The organism is Priestia filamentosa (genome assembly GCF_900177535.1).
In the GTDB taxonomy this organism is placed as follows: domain Bacteria; phylum Bacillota; class Bacilli; order Bacillales; family Bacillaceae_H; genus Bacillus_I; species Bacillus_I filamentosa.
In genome coordinates, this window is the sequence record NZ_FXAJ01000005.1 from 23,297 (window position 1) to 42,137 (window position 18,841).

At 36.5% G+C, this 18,841-nt stretch carries 23 protein-coding genes and 1 pseudogene; 9 read left to right on the plus strand and 15 right to left on the minus strand.

What is annotated here, in order from left to right; all coding sequences use genetic code 11:
• The first annotated feature begins 365 nt into the window (after window positions 1–365).
• Window positions 366–737 (plus strand): helix-turn-helix domain-containing protein, encoded by a 372-nt coding sequence (locus tag B9N79_RS17830; RefSeq protein WP_019395064.1) that lies wholly within the window; start codon window positions 366–368, stop codon window positions 735–737.
• Window positions 738–772: 35 nt separating this feature from the next.
• Here B9N79_RS17830 and B9N79_RS17835 read toward each other — a convergent pair whose 3' ends face one another.
• Complete coding sequence (locus B9N79_RS17835; protein WP_040060150.1) at window positions 773–1,957, minus strand: aminotransferase; 1,185 nt, start codon at window positions 1,955–1,957, stop codon at window positions 773–775.
• A complete protein-coding gene (locus B9N79_RS17840) occupies window positions 1,957–2,457 on the minus strand; it encodes an Lrp/AsnC family transcriptional regulator (RefSeq protein ID WP_019395062.1) in 501 nt (166 codons plus the stop codon). Before B9N79_RS17840 ends, B9N79_RS17835 begins: the two co-directional genes overlap by 1 nt.
• A 258-nt stretch (window positions 2,458–2,715) precedes the next feature.
• On the opposite strand from B9N79_RS17840, the gene B9N79_RS17845 reads away from it, so the two are divergent.
• A complete protein-coding gene (locus B9N79_RS17845) occupies window positions 2,716–3,546 on the plus strand; it encodes an alpha/beta fold hydrolase (RefSeq protein WP_019395061.1) in 831 nt (276 codons plus the stop codon).
• Between the two features lie 34 nt (window positions 3,547–3,580).
• Here the strand turns inward: B9N79_RS17845 and B9N79_RS17850 are convergent, their stop codons facing one another.
• Complete coding sequence (locus B9N79_RS17850; protein ID WP_040060151.1) at window positions 3,581–3,847, minus strand: DUF1871 family protein; 267 nt, start codon at window positions 3,845–3,847, stop codon at window positions 3,581–3,583.
• Window positions 3,848–3,896: 49 nt separating this feature from the next.
• Here B9N79_RS17850 and B9N79_RS17855 point away from each other — a divergent pair, with 49 nt between their 5' ends.
• The gene (locus tag B9N79_RS17855; RefSeq protein ID WP_019395059.1) at window positions 3,897–5,066 is read left to right on the plus strand and encodes a MalY/PatB family protein; all 1,170 of its coding nucleotides are present in this window, start codon (window positions 3,897–3,899) and stop codon (window positions 5,064–5,066) included.
• A 24-nt stretch (window positions 5,067–5,090) separates the two neighbouring features.
• On the opposite strand, the gene B9N79_RS17860 is transcribed toward B9N79_RS17855, so the two are convergent.
• Entirely contained in the window at window positions 5,091–5,279 is a 189-nt protein-coding gene (locus B9N79_RS17860) for a hypothetical protein (RefSeq protein WP_019395058.1), read from the minus strand.
• A 96-nt stretch (window positions 5,280–5,375) separates the two neighbouring features.
• Between B9N79_RS17860 and kapB the strand changes: the two genes are divergently transcribed.
• On the plus strand, window positions 5,376–5,765 hold the full coding sequence (kapB, locus tag B9N79_RS17865; protein WP_046218005.1) for a kinase-associated lipoprotein KapB: 390 nt from the start codon (window positions 5,376–5,378) through the stop codon (window positions 5,763–5,765).
• A 30-nt stretch (window positions 5,766–5,795) separates the two neighbouring features.
• On the opposite strand, the gene kapD is transcribed toward kapB, so the two are convergent.
• Window positions 5,796–6,416, minus strand: a complete 621-nt coding sequence (kapD, locus tag B9N79_RS17870) for a 3'-5' exonuclease KapD (protein ID WP_019395056.1) — start codon at window positions 6,414–6,416, stop codon at window positions 5,796–5,798.
• Window positions 6,417–7,063: 647 nt separating this feature from the next.
• On the opposite strand from kapD, the gene B9N79_RS17875 reads away from it, so the two are divergent.
• The 3 genes from B9N79_RS17875 to B9N79_RS17885 all read left to right on the plus strand — a co-directional run bounded on the left by B9N79_RS17875 (window position 7,064) and on the right by B9N79_RS17885 (window position 9,267).
• Window positions 7,064–7,504, plus strand: a complete 441-nt coding sequence (locus tag B9N79_RS17875; protein ID WP_019395055.1) for a helical membrane plugin domain-containing protein — start codon at window positions 7,064–7,066, stop codon at window positions 7,502–7,504.
• Between the two features lie 39 nt (window positions 7,505–7,543).
• Window positions 7,544–8,722: an NAD(P)/FAD-dependent oxidoreductase gene (locus tag B9N79_RS17880; protein WP_019395054.1), complete on the plus strand. Its 1,179-nt coding sequence runs from the start codon at window positions 7,544–7,546 to the stop codon at window positions 8,720–8,722.
• 188 nt (window positions 8,723–8,910) lie between these two features.
• A complete protein-coding gene (locus B9N79_RS17885) occupies window positions 8,911–9,267 on the plus strand; it encodes a YuzC family spore coat inner layer protein (protein ID WP_040060154.1) in 357 nt (118 codons plus the stop codon).
• On the opposite strand, the gene B9N79_RS17890 is transcribed toward B9N79_RS17885, so the two are convergent.
• The 3 genes from B9N79_RS17890 to B9N79_RS17900 all read right to left on the minus strand — a co-directional run bounded on the left by B9N79_RS17890 (window position 9,262) and on the right by B9N79_RS17900 (window position 12,955).
• The gene (locus B9N79_RS17890) at window positions 9,262–9,855 is read right to left on the minus strand and encodes a sulfite oxidase-like oxidoreductase (RefSeq protein WP_019395052.1); all 594 of its coding nucleotides are present in this window, start codon (window positions 9,853–9,855) and stop codon (window positions 9,262–9,264) included. The genes B9N79_RS17885 and B9N79_RS17890 overlap by 6 nt on opposite strands.
• 93 nt (window positions 9,856–9,948) lie before the next feature.
• Window positions 9,949–11,277 (minus strand): Na+/H+ antiporter family protein, encoded by a 1,329-nt coding sequence (locus B9N79_RS17895; protein ID WP_040060157.1) that lies wholly within the window; start codon window positions 11,275–11,277, stop codon window positions 9,949–9,951.
• Between the two features lie 178 nt (window positions 11,278–11,455).
• Window positions 11,456–12,955 carry a leucyl aminopeptidase gene (locus B9N79_RS17900; RefSeq protein ID WP_085118764.1) on the minus strand — a complete coding sequence of 500 codons (1,500 nt, stop codon included), beginning with the start codon at window positions 12,953–12,955 and terminating at the stop codon, window positions 11,456–11,458.
• Between the two features lie 221 nt (window positions 12,956–13,176).
• Here B9N79_RS17900 and B9N79_RS17905 point away from each other — a divergent pair, with 221 nt between their 5' ends.
• Window positions 13,177–13,656, plus strand: a complete 480-nt coding sequence (locus tag B9N79_RS17905; protein WP_046218069.1) for a divergent PAP2 family protein — start codon at window positions 13,177–13,179, stop codon at window positions 13,654–13,656.
• A 33-nt stretch (window positions 13,657–13,689) separates the two neighbouring features.
• Here the strand turns inward: B9N79_RS17905 and B9N79_RS17910 are convergent, their stop codons facing one another.
• From B9N79_RS17910 to B9N79_RS17920, 4 genes are all read right to left on the minus strand, one after another.
• Entirely contained in the window at window positions 13,690–14,349 is a 660-nt protein-coding gene (locus B9N79_RS17910; RefSeq protein WP_420874885.1) for a 3D domain-containing protein, read from the minus strand.
• A 109-nt stretch (window positions 14,350–14,458) separates the two neighbouring features.
• Window positions 14,459–14,782 (minus strand): YuiB family protein, encoded by a 324-nt coding sequence (locus B9N79_RS17915; protein ID WP_019395047.1) that lies wholly within the window; start codon window positions 14,780–14,782, stop codon window positions 14,459–14,461.
• A gap of 35 nt (window positions 14,783–14,817) precedes the next feature.
• Complete coding sequence (locus B9N79_RS26230) at window positions 14,818–14,946, minus strand: YuiA family protein (protein WP_019395046.1); 129 nt, start codon at window positions 14,944–14,946, stop codon at window positions 14,818–14,820.
• Between the two features lie 84 nt (window positions 14,947–15,030).
• A complete protein-coding gene (locus tag B9N79_RS17920) occupies window positions 15,031–16,248 on the minus strand; it encodes an NAD(P)/FAD-dependent oxidoreductase (protein WP_019395045.1) in 1,218 nt (405 codons plus the stop codon).
• A 591-nt stretch (window positions 16,249–16,839) separates the two neighbouring features.
• Between B9N79_RS17920 and B9N79_RS17925 the strand changes: the two are divergent.
• Window positions 16,840–17,075, plus strand: a pseudogene (locus B9N79_RS17925) (hypothetical protein); the annotation flags it as partial.
• A gap of 9 nt (window positions 17,076–17,084) precedes the next feature.
• Here B9N79_RS17925 and B9N79_RS17930 read toward each other — a convergent pair.
• From B9N79_RS17930 to B9N79_RS17940, 3 genes are all read right to left on the minus strand, one after another.
• A complete protein-coding gene (locus B9N79_RS17930) occupies window positions 17,085–17,447 on the minus strand; it encodes a HesB/IscA family protein (RefSeq protein ID WP_019395044.1) in 363 nt (120 codons plus the stop codon).
• Window positions 17,448–17,527: 80 nt separating this feature from the next.
• A complete protein-coding gene (gene dapF / locus B9N79_RS17935) occupies window positions 17,528–18,382 on the minus strand; it encodes a diaminopimelate epimerase (RefSeq protein ID WP_040060161.1) in 855 nt (284 codons plus the stop codon).
• Window positions 18,383–18,527: 145 nt separating this feature from the next.
• Window positions 18,528–18,767, minus strand: coding sequence for a YuzB family protein (locus B9N79_RS17940; RefSeq protein ID WP_019395042.1), 240 nt, complete (start codon window positions 18,765–18,767; stop codon window positions 18,528–18,530).
• Window positions 18,768–18,841: the final 74 nt, after the last annotated feature.

The window sequence follows — 18,841 nt, forward strand, 5'->3', positions numbered from 1 at the left end:
TCGATTATACGCAATTTTAAATTATAGCATACTTATCTGTCATAATCAAAACAATCCTGCCTTATACTTAGTTTAGACTGTTGCTTCTTTTTTGTATTCTTTAGGTTAAATAAAATAATGAGTAATTATTACCATCTCCTTTTTTCTCTATCTTCCTTGGAATGGTTACTGGAATGTGTTTCTTCGCTATATAGCCCTCCAAAAATAAAGAAGGATACAAAATCGACACATAGTTTTCAGAATATTATCATCAAATTTTCTTGAACTGTGTTAAAATGTAAGAAAAGATAAAAAACTTCTGTTGGGGGAAGAGTGAAGGTCAAAAGAGGTGGTTGTGTAAAAACTTTAAACAGGGAGGCTAAAAAATGAATACAATTGGACAAAATATTCGTTTTCAGCGTGAGCAAAAAGGAATGTCACAGGAAGAGCTAGCATTGAAAATCCGTGTAGGAACTTCAACAATTCAAAAATATGAATCAGGCCAAAGTTTACCTGATACTCAAACTATTTTAAAGATCTCTACTGCTCTCGATATTCCAGCAGCAGAGCTCACAAGCAGACCTACCGTGCGCCAGCTTGTTTTTCCAGATGCTGAGCTAACACAGCTTGTTAATGAGATTGGGGTCGAAAGAACAAAGCGCCTGTTACAAAAGATAAAAGGATATAGCGATGATCAATTTTTAACAATTATGAACACGTTATTTTATGAAAAAGACCTTCTTATTGAAGAAGGATAATAAAAAAAGGAACGTACTTCTGTACGTTCCTTTTTTTATACCTGTTGTTTTTCTTTTACTTTTGTAAACTGACTCATAAATCGTTCCATTCTTCTTAGAGCTTCCTGTAAGGAATCAAGAGAAGCCGCATAAGAACAACGCACATATCCTTCTCCGCTTTCTCCAAACACATGCCCAGGTACAACTGCTACTTTTTGTTCTAACAACAGCCTTTCTGCGAATTCATTTGATGTTAAACCCGTTGCTTTCACAGAAGGGAACGCATAAAAAGCTCCGCCTGGCTTGTGACATGATAATCCAATTTCATTTAACGATTTAACGAAGAAGTTGCGACGACGACGATAGCTTTTTTTCATTGTCTGCACATCTTCTTCTCCTGTTTTCAAAGCTTCCAACGCTCCATATTGAGCCATTGTTGGCGCACACATCATTGCATATTGATGAACTTTAAGCATCGCCCCTGCCAAATCTTCGTGGGCGCATAAAAATCCAAGGCGCCATCCTGTCATCGCAAATCCTTTTGAAAAACCTGAGATAATGATTGTACGGTCTTTCATCCCTTCTAATGAAGCGATTGAACAATACTCTTCATCATATGTTAACTCAGCATAAATTTCGTCTGCTAACACAATAAGATCCTGCTCTTTTGCAATAGCAGCAATTTCTTCAAGCTCTCCTTTTGAAAGAACGCTTCCCGTTGGATTGTTTGGCGAACAGATTAAGATAGCTTTTGTTTTATCTGTAAGCTGTTCTTTTATTTTAGAAGCATGAAGTTTAAAGTCTTCTTCCCCGTTTGTTTGAACAAACTTAGGAATGCCTCCAACAAGCTCAACTAACGGTCCATAAGCAACAAAGCTCGGTTCGATAATGAGAACTTCTTCACCAGGATTTACAATGGATCTCATAGCGATATCAAGCGCTTGACTCGCTCCTACTGTTACAATAATATTAGAGTTTGCTTCATATTGAAGATCAAATTTACGCTCCATATAGTTTGCAATTTCTTCTCTTAGTTCCAATAACCCTGCATTTGCCGTATATGACGTGTACCCTTTCTCTAGAGATAAGATAGATGCCTCACGTACAGACCATGAAGTAACAAAATCTGGTTCTCCAACCCCAAGTGAAATCACGTCTTCCATCCCATTCGCAAGATCAAAAAAACGGCGAATGCCTGATGGCTGAAGTTCATCTACGGTTTTTGATAAATGTCGTTTCATTATGGTGACACCACAATTCTTTTGTCGTCGTCATCATATTCATAAATTGTACCATCATGTTTATATTTCTTCATAATGAAATGGGTTGTTGTGGAAACTACTGAATCAAGTGTTGATAATTTCTCAGACACGAAATTTGCAATTTGAGACATTGATTTTCCTTCGATCGTAACAGATAAGTCATACGTACCTGACATCAAATAAACCGCTTTAACCTCCTCGAAGCGATAAATTCGCTCTGCAATTTCATCAAATCCAACACCGCGCTTTGGTGTCACTTTCACATCAATCATAGCTGTTACACCTTCATGGCCGTCTACACGACGCCAGTTAATATCTGTTGAATATTGAACAATTACTTTTTTGCCTTCAAGCTTTTCTACAACTTCTTTTGTTTCTTTCTCTGATAAGTCCACCATTTTAGCGATACTATCAAGAGGTAATCGGCTATCGTGTTCTAATATTTCTAAAATTTCCAATTCTTTTTCAGATAATTGCACGGAAAATCCTCCTCATGTCCCTTTACTGATACTCGTACTTATACTTACATTAAGTCGTATACCATTATACACTTTTGTTCTAGCAAAGATTATAACAAATCCGCTCTTGTTCTCCTACCTCTTTTTCAACTTCTTTTTTCACACATATTCCCAACCCTCTACAGAGAAAGCGATATCCACTCTTTTTCCAGTTAAAAACTTTGCTTAAGAACAAAGAAAACGGGAAAACTATGAAAAAAATTGTTGGAGTTGAACTAAATGCAGAACGTTGCCTTTTCGTCTGGACATTATATTGATTTTATAAATGGGGTAAAAGTTTTTTACGAAGTACATGGTTATCGTAAAAACAAACCGACAGTCTTATTAATACATGGGTTTTTGTCTTCTACGTTCAGCTTCAGACGTTTAATTCCTATTTTAAAAGAAGACTTCACAGTTATCGCAGTTGACCTCCCTCCTTTTGGTCAAAGCGAGAAATCCCTCTCTTTTAAATATTCATATCAAAACCTTGCAAATCTTGTGACAGGACTTTTAGATTTATGGGGAATTAGTAAAGCAATTGTGATGGGACATTCAATGGGAGGACAAATTGCATTAAATATCGCAAAAGAAAAGCCAAACTATGTTTCAAGCCTTGTGCTTTTATGCAGCTCAGGTTATTTAAGCAGAGCTCATTATGGACTTGTTGCTTCTTCTTACTTGCCTTATTTTCATCTCTGGATTAAGCGTTGGCTAGGGAGAAAAGGAATTCAAGGAAATTTAGAAAATGTTGTGTACAACTTAGATCTTGTGAATCAAGAAATGGTTGATGGATATATGAAACCATTTCGAACCGATCACATCTTTATGGCTCTAGCTAAGATGATTAGAGATCGTGAAGGGGATTTATCGTCTGAAGCCTTAAAAAAAATCGATATTCCAACGCTTTTAATTTGGGGAGAGGAAGATAAAGTAGTACCGATTAGCGTTGGCAAAAGACTTCATGGAGACATTTTAAATTCTACATTTATTTCCCTTAATAAGACAGGACACTTAGTTCCCGAAGAAAACCCTAAAGCAATTTGGAGACATATGCTACAATTTATTTAAAAAGAGAGACTCCATCTACTAGAGTCTCTCCTTCTTAATTAATGGAGCAACTGCTTTGATCTTTAACAAGAAGAAGCTCGCTTGCTTTTTGTTTACATTGTGGAAGTGGGATCACTTCTTCAGATGAGAATTCATAGATACTTTGGATTTTACGAGCAAGTTCTTCAGCATTATCGTGTACATGTAATGTTTGTAAGACATCGCTAATTTCTGTTTCATAAAATCCTTCACCGTATCCGAGCGGATCCCAGTAATATAAAATTTCATACAACTTTACATTTGTTTGCTGTGTTTCGTTCACACTTTTTCACCTCTTTTTTTACTTTATCATGTTCAAGGAGTGATGTTAAATGACAAATTCTTTTGATCAAGTTTTAAATCGCAAAAATACTCAATCTGTAAAATGGGATTTTAATAAAGCCGTATATGGAACAGATGATGTCTTACCAATGTGGGTAGCGGATATGGATTTTAAACCGCCTCAAAAAGTTCTTGATGTCTTATCAGAACGAATTCAGCACGGTATCTTTGGATATACATCTCCAACAACTGATACATATAAATCTGTGTGCAGATGGTTACATAAACGACATGGTTTTAGTGTTGACGCATCTTCTCTTATTTATAGTCCTGGCATTGTTTTTGCAATCAGCATGGCAGTACAAGCCTTTACAAATGAAGGAGAGCAAATCGTCATCCAACCCCCTGTTTATACTCCGTTCTTTAATATGATTCAACAAAATAATCGTAAACTTGTTGAAAACCCACTTATCTTAGAGAACGGTCAATATAAAATGGATTTTGCAGATTTAGAAGAAAAGTTTGCACAAGGTGCTAAAATGATGATTCTTTGCAGCCCTCATAACCCAGCTGGCCGTGTATGGACAAAACAAGAGCTTCAAAAAGTTGCAGACCTTTGTGTGCAATATAACGTGATTTTGCTTTCTGATGAGATTCATTCAGATCTTGTATATAAACCAAACAAGCATATTCCTATTGCAAGTTTGTCAGAAGAAACAGCAAACCTCACTATTACTTGTGTAGCTCCTAGTAAAACATTCAATTTGGCTGGACTACAAGCTTCAGCAATTGTGATTCCAAACAAAAGTCTTCGCTTAAAATATCAGGAAACACAGCGTAAGCAAGGAGCAGGCGGCCTTAATACATTTGGAATCATTGCGTTACAAGCAGCCTATAATTATGGAGAGGAATGGCTTGAAGAACTTCTTCCATATTTGAAAGAAAACATTAATACAGTACATGAATTCATTCAAAAAGAAATTCCAGATATTGAGCTAATTTATCCTGAAGGTACATATCTGGCTTGGATTGACTGCCGTAGAACAGGTTTTTCAGATGAAGAATTAAAAGAAAGACTTCTTCATAAAGGCCATTTAGCACTTGAGCCTGGGCCTAAATATGGTACACAAGGTGAAGGATTTGTTCGTATGAATCTTGGTTGTTCTAAAGAAACAGTACTCGAAGGCCTGAAACGTTTGAAAATAGCACTAAGCAAATAGAAAAGCAGGCTGATGCCTGCTTTTTCACATTTTCGTTGTATTTTTAATTTTTTCCTCAAGCTCTTTTGCTTGTCTTTCTTGCTTTTTAGAAATTTTCTTTATAAAGCTCATTGTCCAAATAGCGGCTAAAAAAAATAAGATAAGCGTAATGAATGCAGGAATATACTCTGTCTTATCTTCAGGAAAATATAAAAAGAAACCAAAGCCAAACATCTTTTTCACACTCCTCAGTTTTTCTACTTCTAACCTGAAATTTGTGAGCCTTTCCTTTATACTAAAAATAAAGAAAATCTAAGAGGAGGAAATAGCATGGAAGAGAAGATTGAAGTAGGTTCTATTGTGACGGGCCTATATAAAACAGGAAAGTATGTAGGAGAAGTGACTGAAATCCGTCCTTCTCATTATCTTGTAAGAGTTTTAGCTGTTTTAAAGCATCCTATTCAAGGGGACCTTCATAATCCAAATCAAACGGATGTTGCGCTCTTTCATGAACGTAGAGCTCTTGCTTACCGTGAACAAACGAATGTGCCCCAAAAAATGGTTCATATCTTTGATGAAGCTGTACCTGATTATAAAGATTCACTTAGAAAAGCGCTCTCTGCTCAGATTGAGAAATATAAAGGTAATGAGAGTGCATTTGCTCAACAATGTCTTGTTCATCTCAAAAACCTAGAAAAGGACTACTTTCCTCAAACGTAAAGCCAAATCACTTTTTGAATGACTTGGCCTTTATGCAAACTTATTTAATACTTTCGAAAGGTCAATTCGATCTCCAATGGTTGTTTTAGCAGGGCTTGATAAATAACTTTTATCTTTTTCAACAAGCTTGAAAATGTTATAGGTTGTCATCGCATCATCCAACGCACGATGATGCGTCCCTGTTCCTTTCTTTCCATAGGCTTCAACTGCTTTCCAAAGACCTGTTTGATTACGATCTCCAAAGAATTTCTTATATTCCATCGATAAATCAACTTGTTCACCTTTGAATGTGAAAGGAATGCGGGCTTTCTGACAATTTTGTCGCAACACTTTCATATCCATATTTCCCCATGTGACAACAGTAGTCTCATAGTTTTTACAATAATTTTTGAATAGGTCTGCAAGCTCTTGAAGTGTTATACCACTATCAACGCTTTGCTGTTCGATGCTTAAAAATGTTTTACAACGGTTAGTTAATGTGGGGAAATGCTGAGGGCGAACATAAGAGGAAAATGTGTCAATAACTTTGTAATTTCTCGCTACTACAATGCCAACTTCAATAATCTCAGGAAAAAAACCTTTTGGGCGCCCTTTTTGTTCAGGCATTGTGAACTCAAAATCAATAAAAAGATGCTGACTTTCTTTTCCCATAACTCCTCCCACCCTTCAATATTTTTCTTCTTTAGACAATATATTTTTATTATACCATCTCAACTGCTTTTATATGTCAGTTTTTTGACACGAAACTAAATATTCAGAATTTATTATTTGGTCTTTTCTAGCTTTCTTACTAGTTAATCTATTCATTCTTTTGTAAAATGATAATAGTTAAACGCCCTTAATTCTATCTTTGCGAGAAAAGCGGCTTGTTTGTTTAAGAATTCTAGAATATGAGAAAGAAAAGCTAACTAAGTTTTAAAGATTGTTCTATCCTCTTACAAGGGGATTCCCACCTTTGGTAAAAGTTTATTCCATAATAATACTTTATAATATATAAGTTATACTATATAATGTATACTATACGTATTAGACCTTCTCAGGAATGTGAAGGTCTGTATTTCTTGCATGAATTTCTTGGCTAGTTTATTTAAAAAGTTTAGAAGCACTATTAATTGTTTTATTTTTGTTTTAAGTTCATTATTATATGTATCTCAAAATTTTTGATAGGTTTGAATCTGTATTTTTTTTACACTTTCTACCTCTAGATGCTTGTGAAAAAGTTTGTGCACTATTTTACAAACTTTTTTATAGGTGTCTAAAACTCAAGCATAATGCTTAAAAGTAAAGGAGAATTGGATATGTCAGAAACAATCACTCAAGCAAAAACTGATCAAGAACGATCAAAATTTTCTGCTAGCCAAGAACAACTTGATGTACTCGATCAGCTATTAAAACCTGAGGTTCAAGAATCTCTAACAACACTAGTTGAGGAGCTTCCAAAGTTAACTGAGCTTGTTAGCATCTTATCTAAGTCTTATGACTTTGCACAATCAGTTGCAACTGATGATGTCCTAAAAAGTGACACAGTTGGAGCAATCCAAGAGCTTGCTGAGCCTGTAGTGCACACAGCTAAAAACCTTGCAGCAACTGCTATTGAGGCAAAAGATCGCGCAGACGAAAGCAAAGAAGTAATTGGTATCTTTGGCTTAATGAAAATGCTGAAAGACCCTCAAGCACAAAAACTATTCCGTTTTGTAAATGCTTATCTACAAGTTTCAGCTGAACGCGAAAACAAATAGTATTTTTTATACTCAATTAGTAAAAACGGAGGAACTAACATGTCAAAAAAAATTGTCATTCTAGGCGCTGGTTATGGCGGAGTTTTAGCAGCTTTAAATGTTCGCAAACACTTTAGTAAATCAGAAGCAGAAGTAACAGTTATTAATAAATATCCTACACACCAAATTATTACAGAGTTACACAGACTTGCAGCAGGTAACGTATCTGAGCAAGCTGTTGCTATGCCTCTAACAAAGCTTTTTAAAGGTCTTGATATCGATCTTAAAATCGCTGAAGTTGAGTCTTTCTCTGTAGACAACAAAGAGATCAAACTAGGCGACGGTTCTACTCTAACTTACGATGCTCTTGTTGTTGGTTTAGGAAGTGTTACAGCATACTTTGGTATCCCTGGACTTGAAGAAAACAGCATGGTACTAAAATCTGCTGCAGATGCTAATAAAATCTACAAGCATGTTGAAGAGCGTATTGCAGAATATGCAAAAACTAAAAATGAAGCTGACGCAACAATCCTTATCGGCGGTGGCGGTTTAACAGGTGTTGAACTTGTTGGTGAATTAGCTGACATTATGCCTAAACTTACTCGTAAATACGGCGTTGACCCTAAAGCAGTAAAACTTAAACTTGTTGAAGCAGGTCCAAAAATCCTTCCTGTTTTACCAGACCACTTAATCGAACGCGCAACTTCTAGTTTAGAAGCTCGCGGCGTTGAGTTCTTAACAGGTCTTCCTGTAACAAACGTTGAAGGTAACACTATTGACCTTAAAGATGGTCAAAAAGTTGTTGCTAACACTTTTGTTTGGACAGGCGGAGTTCAAGGTAACCCACTTGTTGGCGAAAGCGGTCTTGAAGTAAACCGTGGTCGTGCAACAGTGAACGACTTCCTTCAATCAACATCACACAAAGATGTATTTGTTGCTGGAGACAGTGCGGTTGTATTCGGCCCAGAAGGTCGTCCATACCCACCAACAGCTCAAATTGCTTGGCAAATGGGAGAGCTTATCGGTTACAACCTTTATGCTTTCTTAGAAAACAAAGATCTTGAAACATTCTCTCCGGTTAACTCTGGTACACTTGCAAGCTTAGGCCGCAAGGATGCAGTAGCAACTATTGGAGCAAACTCAACTCCACTTAAAGGGCTTCCTGCTTCTCTAATGAAAGAAGCAAGTAACGTTCGTTACTTAACTCACATTAAAGGTCTTTTCAGCTTAGCTTACTAAGTTAGACAAGCTCTCTATCTATACGATAGGGAGCTTTTTTATTATTTGTAGACTCTCCTCTTTTTATGATGTTCTTGCCTAAATTACTTTTTTCCTTCATACACTAACAAGAGTTCATTTTTTTGTGACAATTTCTGCTTAGAACATTGTAGTTTATAGAACAGTTTCATTTAAAAGGAGGAATTTTAGTGTACTATTATCCTTACACATATCAGCCTGACCCATATGCCCCCCTTTATCGATTTCAGAGCTTGCCTACTGTACGTCCTAATCAATTTAAAAATTCTGCTCAAACAATGAAAAGATTGCTAAAAGATGCTGATAGGATGACAGAAGCTATCCACTCTTCAAATGAGCTAGCTTCCTCTATCATGCAAGCTGCTCAAAAGTCAGACAAAGTGCGAGTTAGAAGACTGCTACAAGCATACATTAGAAACTCTAATTTCGACCTTCGTTTTACTCCTGATGGACTAATTGTCCTGCTAGTAGACTTATCTAGAAAATGCTGTCAGCTTCAACTTTCTTTTTTATGGGCAGAACTATGACCAGCTATATCGCTCTTCTTTCCATGGATCTCCATAGTGATGATAGCCATTTTTCTCCCAAAAACCTAGTTGCTCTTCTGCTACAAATTCAATTCTCCGCAGCCATTTTGCGCTCTTCCAGAAATAAAGATGTGAAACAACCGCTCGGAGTGGAAAACCATGTTCAGGTGTAAGAGGTTTTCCTTCATAAGAATGAGCTAGAAGGGTTTTCTCATGTAGAAAGTCTTGAATTGGCAAATTTGTTGAGAACTCTTCCTCAGCATGTAAAATTACAAATTTTGCAGAATCATTGACTTTAACAGTAGACAACAATTCCTTTGGTGTAATACCTTCCCACATATTGTTTAACTTAGACCAGCCAGTCACACAGTGTATATCGTTTTGCAAACGCGTTTGAGGCATATCAAGAAGCTGTTGATATGTATACGTTATCTTTTCATCGACAAGTCCATCAATCGTTAAAGTCCACTCTTCTAAATCACGATAGTAGGGAACATTGCCATGATGAAGAACAGGAAAGCGGGTTGTTTCATGCTGACCTGGAGGGATGTTTGCGTTGTGTGTGTTTTTAGGCTTACCAAAATACATGTATCTTCTCTCCTTCCATAGTTAATTCCATAATAAAAAGCGACATCGAGATGTCGCTTTTTATTATATACTTATTCTAACCGTACTTTTCATTTATAAAACCATTGCGGCAATCCAACCAAATATAATTAGAGGAATATTATAATGAATAAATGTTGGGATAACAGTTTCCCAAATGTGATTATGCTGTCCATCCACGTTTAGACCTGATGTTGGTCCAAGTGTACTATCTGACGCTGGAGAACCAGCATCACCAAGAGCACCAGCTGTGCCAATAATAGCAAGAGTGGCAAGAGGACTAAAACCAAGCTGAACACAGAGAGGAACAAAAATAGCTGCAATAATTGGAAGAGTTGAAAAGGAAGAACCAATTCCCATTGTAACTAACAAACCAACAATTAGCATCAGGAGTGCACCAAGAGATTGGTTATTGCCAATCAAATCTGCTGCATATGCAACTAAAGATTCAACATCTCCTGTTTTTGTCATTACAGCGGCAAAACCTGCTGCTGAAATGATAACGAATCCAATAAAAGCCATCATGCGCATTCCATTTGTAAGAAGCTCATCTGCTTCTTTAAAATTCATTGCTCCACTTATAAGTAAAATAATGATTCCCGTAATAGCTCCAAAAATCATGGCACCTTCTGTATCTAGTGTTAAAAGCTGAACAGTAAGTGCAGCTAACACAGCTACAACAGCCGTAATTAAACTACGTTTTGAATATTGAGCTTTTTCATTTGTTTCTACGTATTCAATAGTGTCATATTCTCTTGGTTTTCGATAGCTAACGAAGATAGCAATCAGCAAACCAACAATCATACCAAGAGCCGGAATCGCCATTGCAGCCGGAATGTCTTCTACATTTACCTTTAGTCCGCCAGCTGTAACTGTTTTGGCAAGAATGTCATGGTAAATCTTACCAAAACCTGCTGGTATAAACATATAAGGAGTGATTAATCCAAAAGTCATAACACAAGCAATAAGACGACGATCAAGCTGAAGCTCATTGAAAACTTTCAAAAGAGCTGGAATTAAAATTGGAATAAAAGCAATATGAACAGGAATAACATTTTGAGAAAAACAAGAAATAACTAGAATTAATAAGACAACTAGCACTTTAGAGAATGCTTTCTTCTTAGTATCATTCGAGTTACCGATAATTCTCAATGTTCCATCTACAACTGCATCAGGTAAACCTGTTTTTGTTAAAGCGAGAGCAAATCCTCCAAGTGTTGCATAACTCAACGCAACTGTTGCGTTGTCACCTAATCCTGATGAAAATACATTTATCGTTTCTTCTACACCCAATCCACCAATGATGCCTCCTGCAAATGCACCAACAATAAGAGCAATTGTTACATTAACTCGTAATGCACTTAAAATAAGCATGATGAGGACTGCAGCAACAACTGCATTCATAGTTAAACCCTCCAAAAATCCTTTATCGTGATAAACTACTAAAACACTAAAGACATCCTTAATTATAATACGAAAGATAAAGTTGTCAATGGGATGCTACAAATTTAATATATTCCATTATTCTACAGGGCTTACTTTTAAAAAAAGAGCCTTAAGTAAAAAGGCTCTTCAAATCTCTTTATTTTGTTTCAACATCAAATCGTTCTACAGCAGCAGCAAGCGTGCGCACCATAACTCCTGTTGCACCACTCGGACCAAGTGACCCGGATTTCTTCGTAACAGAAGTACCTGCTATATCTAAATGAACCCAAGGTGTTTCTTCAGCAAATTCTCCAATGAAGGCGCCTGCCATAATAGCATGACCTTCACGGCCAGGGGAGTTATTCAAGTCTGCTATCGCGCTATTTCTTACTCTTTTCTTATCACGTTCAAAAATAGGTAGCTGCCACATATCTTCCTGTGCTTCTACACTTGCTTCAGCTACTTTTTCATACCACCTTTGATTGTTTGTCATCGCTCCTGTTGTTTCCTCTCCAAGTGCAACAATGACTCCCCCAGTAAGGGTAGCAACATCAATTAAATATTCTGCTCCATGATGCTTAGCATATGTAATACCGTCTGCTAAAGCAAGGCGCCCTTCTGCATCTGTATTCAATACTTCAATGGTTTTACCACTCATCGCTGTAATTACATCATCAGGCTTAAACGCACTTGCACTCACCATATTATCAGTGGAAGGAATAACAGCAACTACGTTTTGATTTGGACGGATCTCACCGATAATTTCCATTGCTCCAAGTACAGACGCTGCGCCCCCCATATCTGTCTTCATGCCAACCATGCTTTGGCGAGGCTTGAGAGAATAGCCTCCTGTATCATACGTAATGCCTTTCCCTACAAGACCAATAACGTCTTTCCACTCTTTTTTTCCTTGGTATTTTAAAACAATCATTTTTGGTGGCTCAACAGATCCTTTGTTAACAGCAAGGAGTGCCCCCATACCGAGCTTTTCCATATCCTCTTTTTCCAGAATCTCCACTTCAAATTCATACTTTTCGCCAAGTTCTCTTGCGTATTGAGCAAGGTCTGTAGCAGTAAGCATATTTCCAGGAAGATTCACAAGCGTGCGCGCTGAGTTTGTAGCCTTACCATATATGTATCCTGTCCGAACCATATTCTCTATCTCTTGGTTATCTTCATCTGTCAAAAGAGTGACTTTTTTAATACGTTTGGCAGGCTCATTCGACCGACGTTTATAATCATTAAATTTATACGTTGAAAGCGGGAATGCTTCGCTCAATGCATAAGCACACATATATTCATTTACAGCATCAGTTTCAAAAGAAGGCAATGCAATTGATACTTCTGCTATGCCACTTTTTTGAATGTGTTGAAAAAGTTCACCAAATCCTTCTTTTAGAGAAGAAGCTGTCATCTCTTTTGGTCTTCCTAATCCAACGAAGAAAATTCGTTTTGGATTCACTTTCCCTAACGTTGGAATTTTTGTAATAGCCTTATTTCTTACTTCAATATCTCCGCTTTTAATAAGAGTACGAATATCCAACTGTTCATCAAGGTCAGCCAAAATACCAGTGAATGGTTTTGTTTGTTTAAAGACGCCAACAACAAGGGCTTCTGTTGCTTCTGTTAGATTTGTGCTCTTTTGAATGTGAAACATATCTTACCATCTCCTTTTTTACTTTATTTTTATCATATCACTATTGTAATCATGACGAAAAATAAGAACTTCTTTAAACAAACGTATGTTTAAAAATAAAAAAGGACGGATATATAAGGAAGTGAACGAAATCTCTACATTTTATAACTAAGATACGAGTAAATATCATAAAATAAGACGACATATACACCTACCTTCTTAATAAAGGAGCAATGCCTCTTATGGATTTATTATTGAATTATCCGCTCATTAGTGCCCTTATTGCCATCTTCTTCGCTCAAGCCGTTAAAGTTCCATTAGAGTTTCTTGCAACAAGGAAATTTGATGTACGCCTTGCTTTTAGTACGGGTGGCATGCCTAGTTCACATTCAGCAGCTGTTACATCCCTTGCAACAGCTGTTGGCATTAGCGAAGGTTTTTCTTCTCCCTTTTTTGCTATCTCTTTTGTACTGGCTGTAATCGTTATGTTTGATGCAACAGGAGTCCGCAGACATGCAGGAGAGCAAGCTATTGCTATTAACCGACTTGTGGAAGATTGGAACACATTTATGTCTGAAGCTAAGAAATGGCCTAAAAAAGAACAGCAAGAAAAACAACAAAAGCTAAAAGAATTGTTAGGTCATCAACCAATTGAAGTTTTCTTTGGGGCTTTAACAGGAATTATTATCGCTATCATTATGTACGGTATTTATAATTTATAAAGATATTAAAAAGCGTGAAGAACTTTCTTCACGCTACGACTTTTCATCAATATATTGCTGCCTGAATACTTTCATTGTTTGATCTTCATTCCATACTTTCAGCTGTTTTTCTGTTAATGTTCCCTTTCCTTCTTTTACAACATAAACATCAAGTAATTTCTTTCCCCATGAAGCATATACGTCTTCGACTGTTTCATAATATAAATCAAGTTTTTTTCCTTTTATAGCTCCACCCTTGTCTGCCACAACCCCATAACCATATCCTGGAATAAATAATATGGTACCAATTGGAAATACAGTCAAATCTGCTGCAATTGTAGAAAACATATCTCTTTGTACTTTAACACCTGAATATGTAATTCCATACGACGGATGTGTTGGCTCTTTTCCTGTTGATTCATAGCCTGCTGTGTATCCTGTTGCTGTAACCTTGACTTTTCTATATTTAGACCCATCAAAGCTTCCTTCAAGTGTTTGTTCATCAACGTCAGTTGGAATTTGTTGATTAAGTTGATTCACAACCCTGCTTTCTCTTACATGATTCTTTTTCTCTTCTTTAGAATTAGCACTTACTTGTTCACTTGAAAATAAAGAGGAGACCTGCCTTCCTGTTATACTTTCGAACGTTGTTAAGAGAGCTCCACATAGAAGTAGCCCCATGATGAATCGCTTAATATATATTTTTTTTACCATCTTTTTCATCATTCCTCCCACCAACATAGTTTTTACCATGTTGTAGGAGAATTATTCGCAGCAATCAAGATAAAAAAACGTCAAAAACCGAGAGAGGTTTTTGACGTTTTTAAAACATTCGATATCCTTTTGATCGAAGTGTTCGAATAGCAATTCCTGAACAAAGGGCTCCTATAAAACCAGAAGATAAGATAACGATATCTGCTAGCCTAAGCGCAAGCACTTGATTTCCTACATGTGTTAATGAATGAAGTGGCTGAAAGATATATTGAGTCATTTCAAGGTTATCAACAATAAGAAGAAAAATAATGGGATAGATGAAAGCCATAACCCATGACATTCTTAAAATCATATTAAGCAAGAAGCCAATTCCAAAAAAAAGTACAAAAAATAAAAGTATGGAAATTATTAAAATTGGAACACTCATTTCCATTTCCATATCCCCCCTTGCCTTTTAGTGCAATCTCTTTATTCTTCTTCACTTTTCTTTTTCTCTATTAATTCTACAATTCCTTCTCCTTCACAAAACAAACATTGTTCTGTTCCGCCCACAAGGAGAGTTAAGAAACCATGGCCTTTACAATGATCGCAAATCATCTACAAACCACCTTTCCGAAAATTCAAACTAATTATTATATTAGAGAAAAGCAAAGGGATTTTCCTCTGCCTTTCTCATGACTCTTAAAAGAAGTTAAATTTTCCTTTTTTAAGCAAGAGTCCTGGTCCTCCTTCAAGGAATAGCGCTCTATTATCAACGACTTTTTTCATTGCTGAAGCACTTGTTCCAAATAACTTACGCCCAAACACAACTCCAATAGCATCATCGTGACCTAAAGAGCATACTGTACCTTTTAAGTCTGGCTTAAAAGTTTGAAGGTCTGTACCCCCTTTGATAAGAGTCGTAATATTTTTCGCAGCAACAGGTCCTTGCTGCATAGCAACTTGTGCTGTTGGTGGGTAAGGTTTGTCTGTTTCATCATTAATAACAAGTGAGCAATCTCCAACAATAAATACACCCTCAGCTCCTGGAGCACGTAAATCTGGACCAACTTTCACACGACATCGATTATTTTCAATGCCTGTTTTTTCAATAATATGGCTACCACGCACCCCAGCTGCCCATACAACTGTTTGCGATTTGATTTCTTCTGTTTGATCATCTTTAGAAACAATGATTCCCTCTGGTGTACATTCTTTAATCATCGTTCCAATCTTAAACTCGACACCTTTACGCTCAAGCTGTGTTACAGCATATTCGATAAGCTGTGGATCAAAACCTGGAAGAGCCGTTGGAGCTGCTTCTACGCAGATAATACGAACTGTATCACGAGGAATGTCAAACTCCTTACAGAGCTTCGGCACTCTATTTGCTATCTCTGCTACAAACTCAATGCCTGTGAATCCTGCTCCTCCTACAATGATAGTCATCATACCTTCTGGTCTTTCTTCCAAATTATTGTATGTTGCAAAAGTATAGTCAAGATGTTCACGGATTTGACGAGCAGTATTAATATTAGAAATAGAAAAGGCATGTTCTTTTAACCCTTTAATACCAAATGTTTCAGACTCATATCCAAGTGCGATTACAAGATAGTCATACTCTATTTCTTGATTGTTTTTGAGTATAACCTTCTTTTGTTCGATATTAATATCTGTAACCGTATTTTTCATAAATGTTACTTTGTTTTTATTAATTAAGTCTGTCACGCTAACACGAGCACGATCGTGATGAAGCGTCCCAGCTGAAACTTCATGTAGCCATGTTGTTTCATAATGATAGTCATTTTTATTAATTAAAGTGATTTCAGCTTCATTGACGCCTAGCTGTTTTTGTAAGTGAATCGTCGTCATAATGCCGCCATATCCAGCACCTAGAACAACAACTTTAGGCTTCTTCATTTTAATCACATCCACCTTTTTGTTAGAATTTTATTCATGTATTTATGCTTCACACATGTATTTTCCCTTATTGTAAGCATTTGAATATATTCCTATCCCTGTCAAAACGTTAAGGTAAATAATTGTTGTGAATTTATTCACGAACCTAACTATAAAAGAATGAGCTACCATTAAATATTTTCAAAAATTAGATAATAATGTTTGTAAAACATGATATGATGTTTCTTAAACTTTTTCAAGGACATTTTAGTATGGACAGAGCATTTTAGACTGCTCTATGCTTGTTCTCTTGCTATCCACCTTAGGATAGAACTACCGTTGCATAAGGCTTTCATTCTGTAAGCATTTTCAATTTACCTAGCTTTAAAAAATTTATGTTTTTTTAAAAATCCTTGTATAGTATGACAATTATTATCATTTCTATTATGATTGCTAAACTTCTTTCTAACCTATGCTACAGTGAGGAAAGGTTTAACTAATTTTATAAATTTAATACACGTTTTTTCGCATGTGTATCTACATATTTTTACTTTTAGTAAAGGAAAACTCATCTTGAAAGAAGATTAACAAGTCTTTGATATTACGGTTATTAGCCCAATTAAAGACTGGAGATTAGAAATTGAAAAGAACTCTATTGTTGTAAATACAAAACAAGAAACAAATATTGAAGGCATTTATGCAGCAGAGAGGTTTGTAAATATGAAGGAAAAGTTAAGCTTATTGCTTCAGGTTTTGGTGAAGCTCCAACAGCTGTAAACAATGCTAAAGCTTACATGGATCCAAAAGCGCACGTACCTTTTCGCTCAATAAAAAAGACGCTCAGATGAGCGTCTTTTTTAGCATTCTTCAGGCGTTCCCGTATTTGTTGCCGTACGGAATGAAGAACCACAGCCACATGAAGCAATAGCATTTGGATTTTCAATCGTAAATCCTCCACCAAGCATGGACTCTTTAAAATCTATTATTGTGCCGTTTAAGATAGCTGCATCTTCTTTTGCGACAATCACTTTAATTCCATGTTGCTCTAGCTGTTCATCTGCTTCTGTTGGAGCTTCTTCAAACCCCATTCCATAAGACAAACCGCTACAACCTCCGCCTTTTACACCAACGCGCAAGTAAGAGCCTTCTTCACCATGCTCTTTCATCATATCTTTAATTTGATGACTTGCTGCTTCGGTAATGATTACAACGTCTTTCATTTCTAGCCCTCCTTTTCACACATAAAAGGTGTTCTCTTTATAGTATACTATTCCTTCGATAGTGGAACAAACGATATCTCTTAATAATAGTACTCACCTTTGCAAACGGTTTTCGCTTCACCTTTCATAAACACGTCTCCATCACTTTTCCACTCAATTGTTAAATCGCCCCCAGCTAGATGCACAACAACAGGGGCATCCCGCTCTACTTTATCATTTAAAACAGATGACACAACAGCGGCACATGCTCCAGTACCACACGCTTGGGTAATACCTGAGCCTCTTTCCCATACGCGGAAATGAACTTCCTTCTCGTTCACAACTTCTACAAATTCTACATTTACTCCCTCTGGAAAACGTTCATCTTTTTCAACGATAGGACCAAGTGTTGTAAGAGGTGCTTTTTCAATATGATCGATATAGAAAATAACGTGAGGGTTGCCCATTGAAACAGCCGTAATATTGTACTCTTGCCCGGCAAAGGTAGCCTTTTCGTTCACAATGCTCTCTGCGCTTTCACCTTTCATCGGGATTTGTTCTCTTGATAAACGTGGTTTTCCCATATTTATCGTTACTTCTTCAACTATCCCTCTATCAATGTGCACATATGCTTGAACAATTCCTGATAACGTCTCTATTGCAAATTGTTCAGACTCTACAATTCCATTTTCATAGGCATATTTAGCAACACAGCGCAGACCGTTCCCACAGTTTCTTCCTTCTGAACCATCGTTATTAAAAATACGCATTTTTACAGGAGCTACCTCTGAAGGACAAATTAAAATCATTCCATCAGATCCAATGCCTTTATGAATATCAGATACGCTTACTGCAAGTGATGCTAATCTCTCTTCTTCGATTTGTTCTTTGAACATATCAATATAAATATAGTTATTTCCTAGTGCATGCATTTTTGTGAAGTTAAACTTTTTCATCATTTCCTCCAAGTTTTTCGTTTTTTCTAGTATAAAAAAAACCAGTTCGGAGCACAATAAGGATATCCCCCGTTTTTAGCTCCTTGGATTTGATCAGGGAGTTTTTTTTATGAAAAAAAGCAAAAGACCTAAAAAGCCTTTTGCCTTAAAACATTGGATTTTCTTCTATAAACGTATACACATTTTTCACAAGTTCTTCTGGAGATTCAGCTTCAACTACTTCTCCATTCACCATCGCATATAAAGAATGTGCACATTGTCCACAGTACCCTAAACAACCATATTCAATAACATCGAAGTCTGGATCTTTTTCAAGTTCCTCTAATGCCTTTTGAGAACCGTTTGCTAAATTACTAATGCAAAATTCTACAATTGGTTTAATCATTTTTTCACCTCTTCTCATTATACCCACTTCTCATTCATACTATAGTAAAAAAACAAAATTTCATCTATACCCTA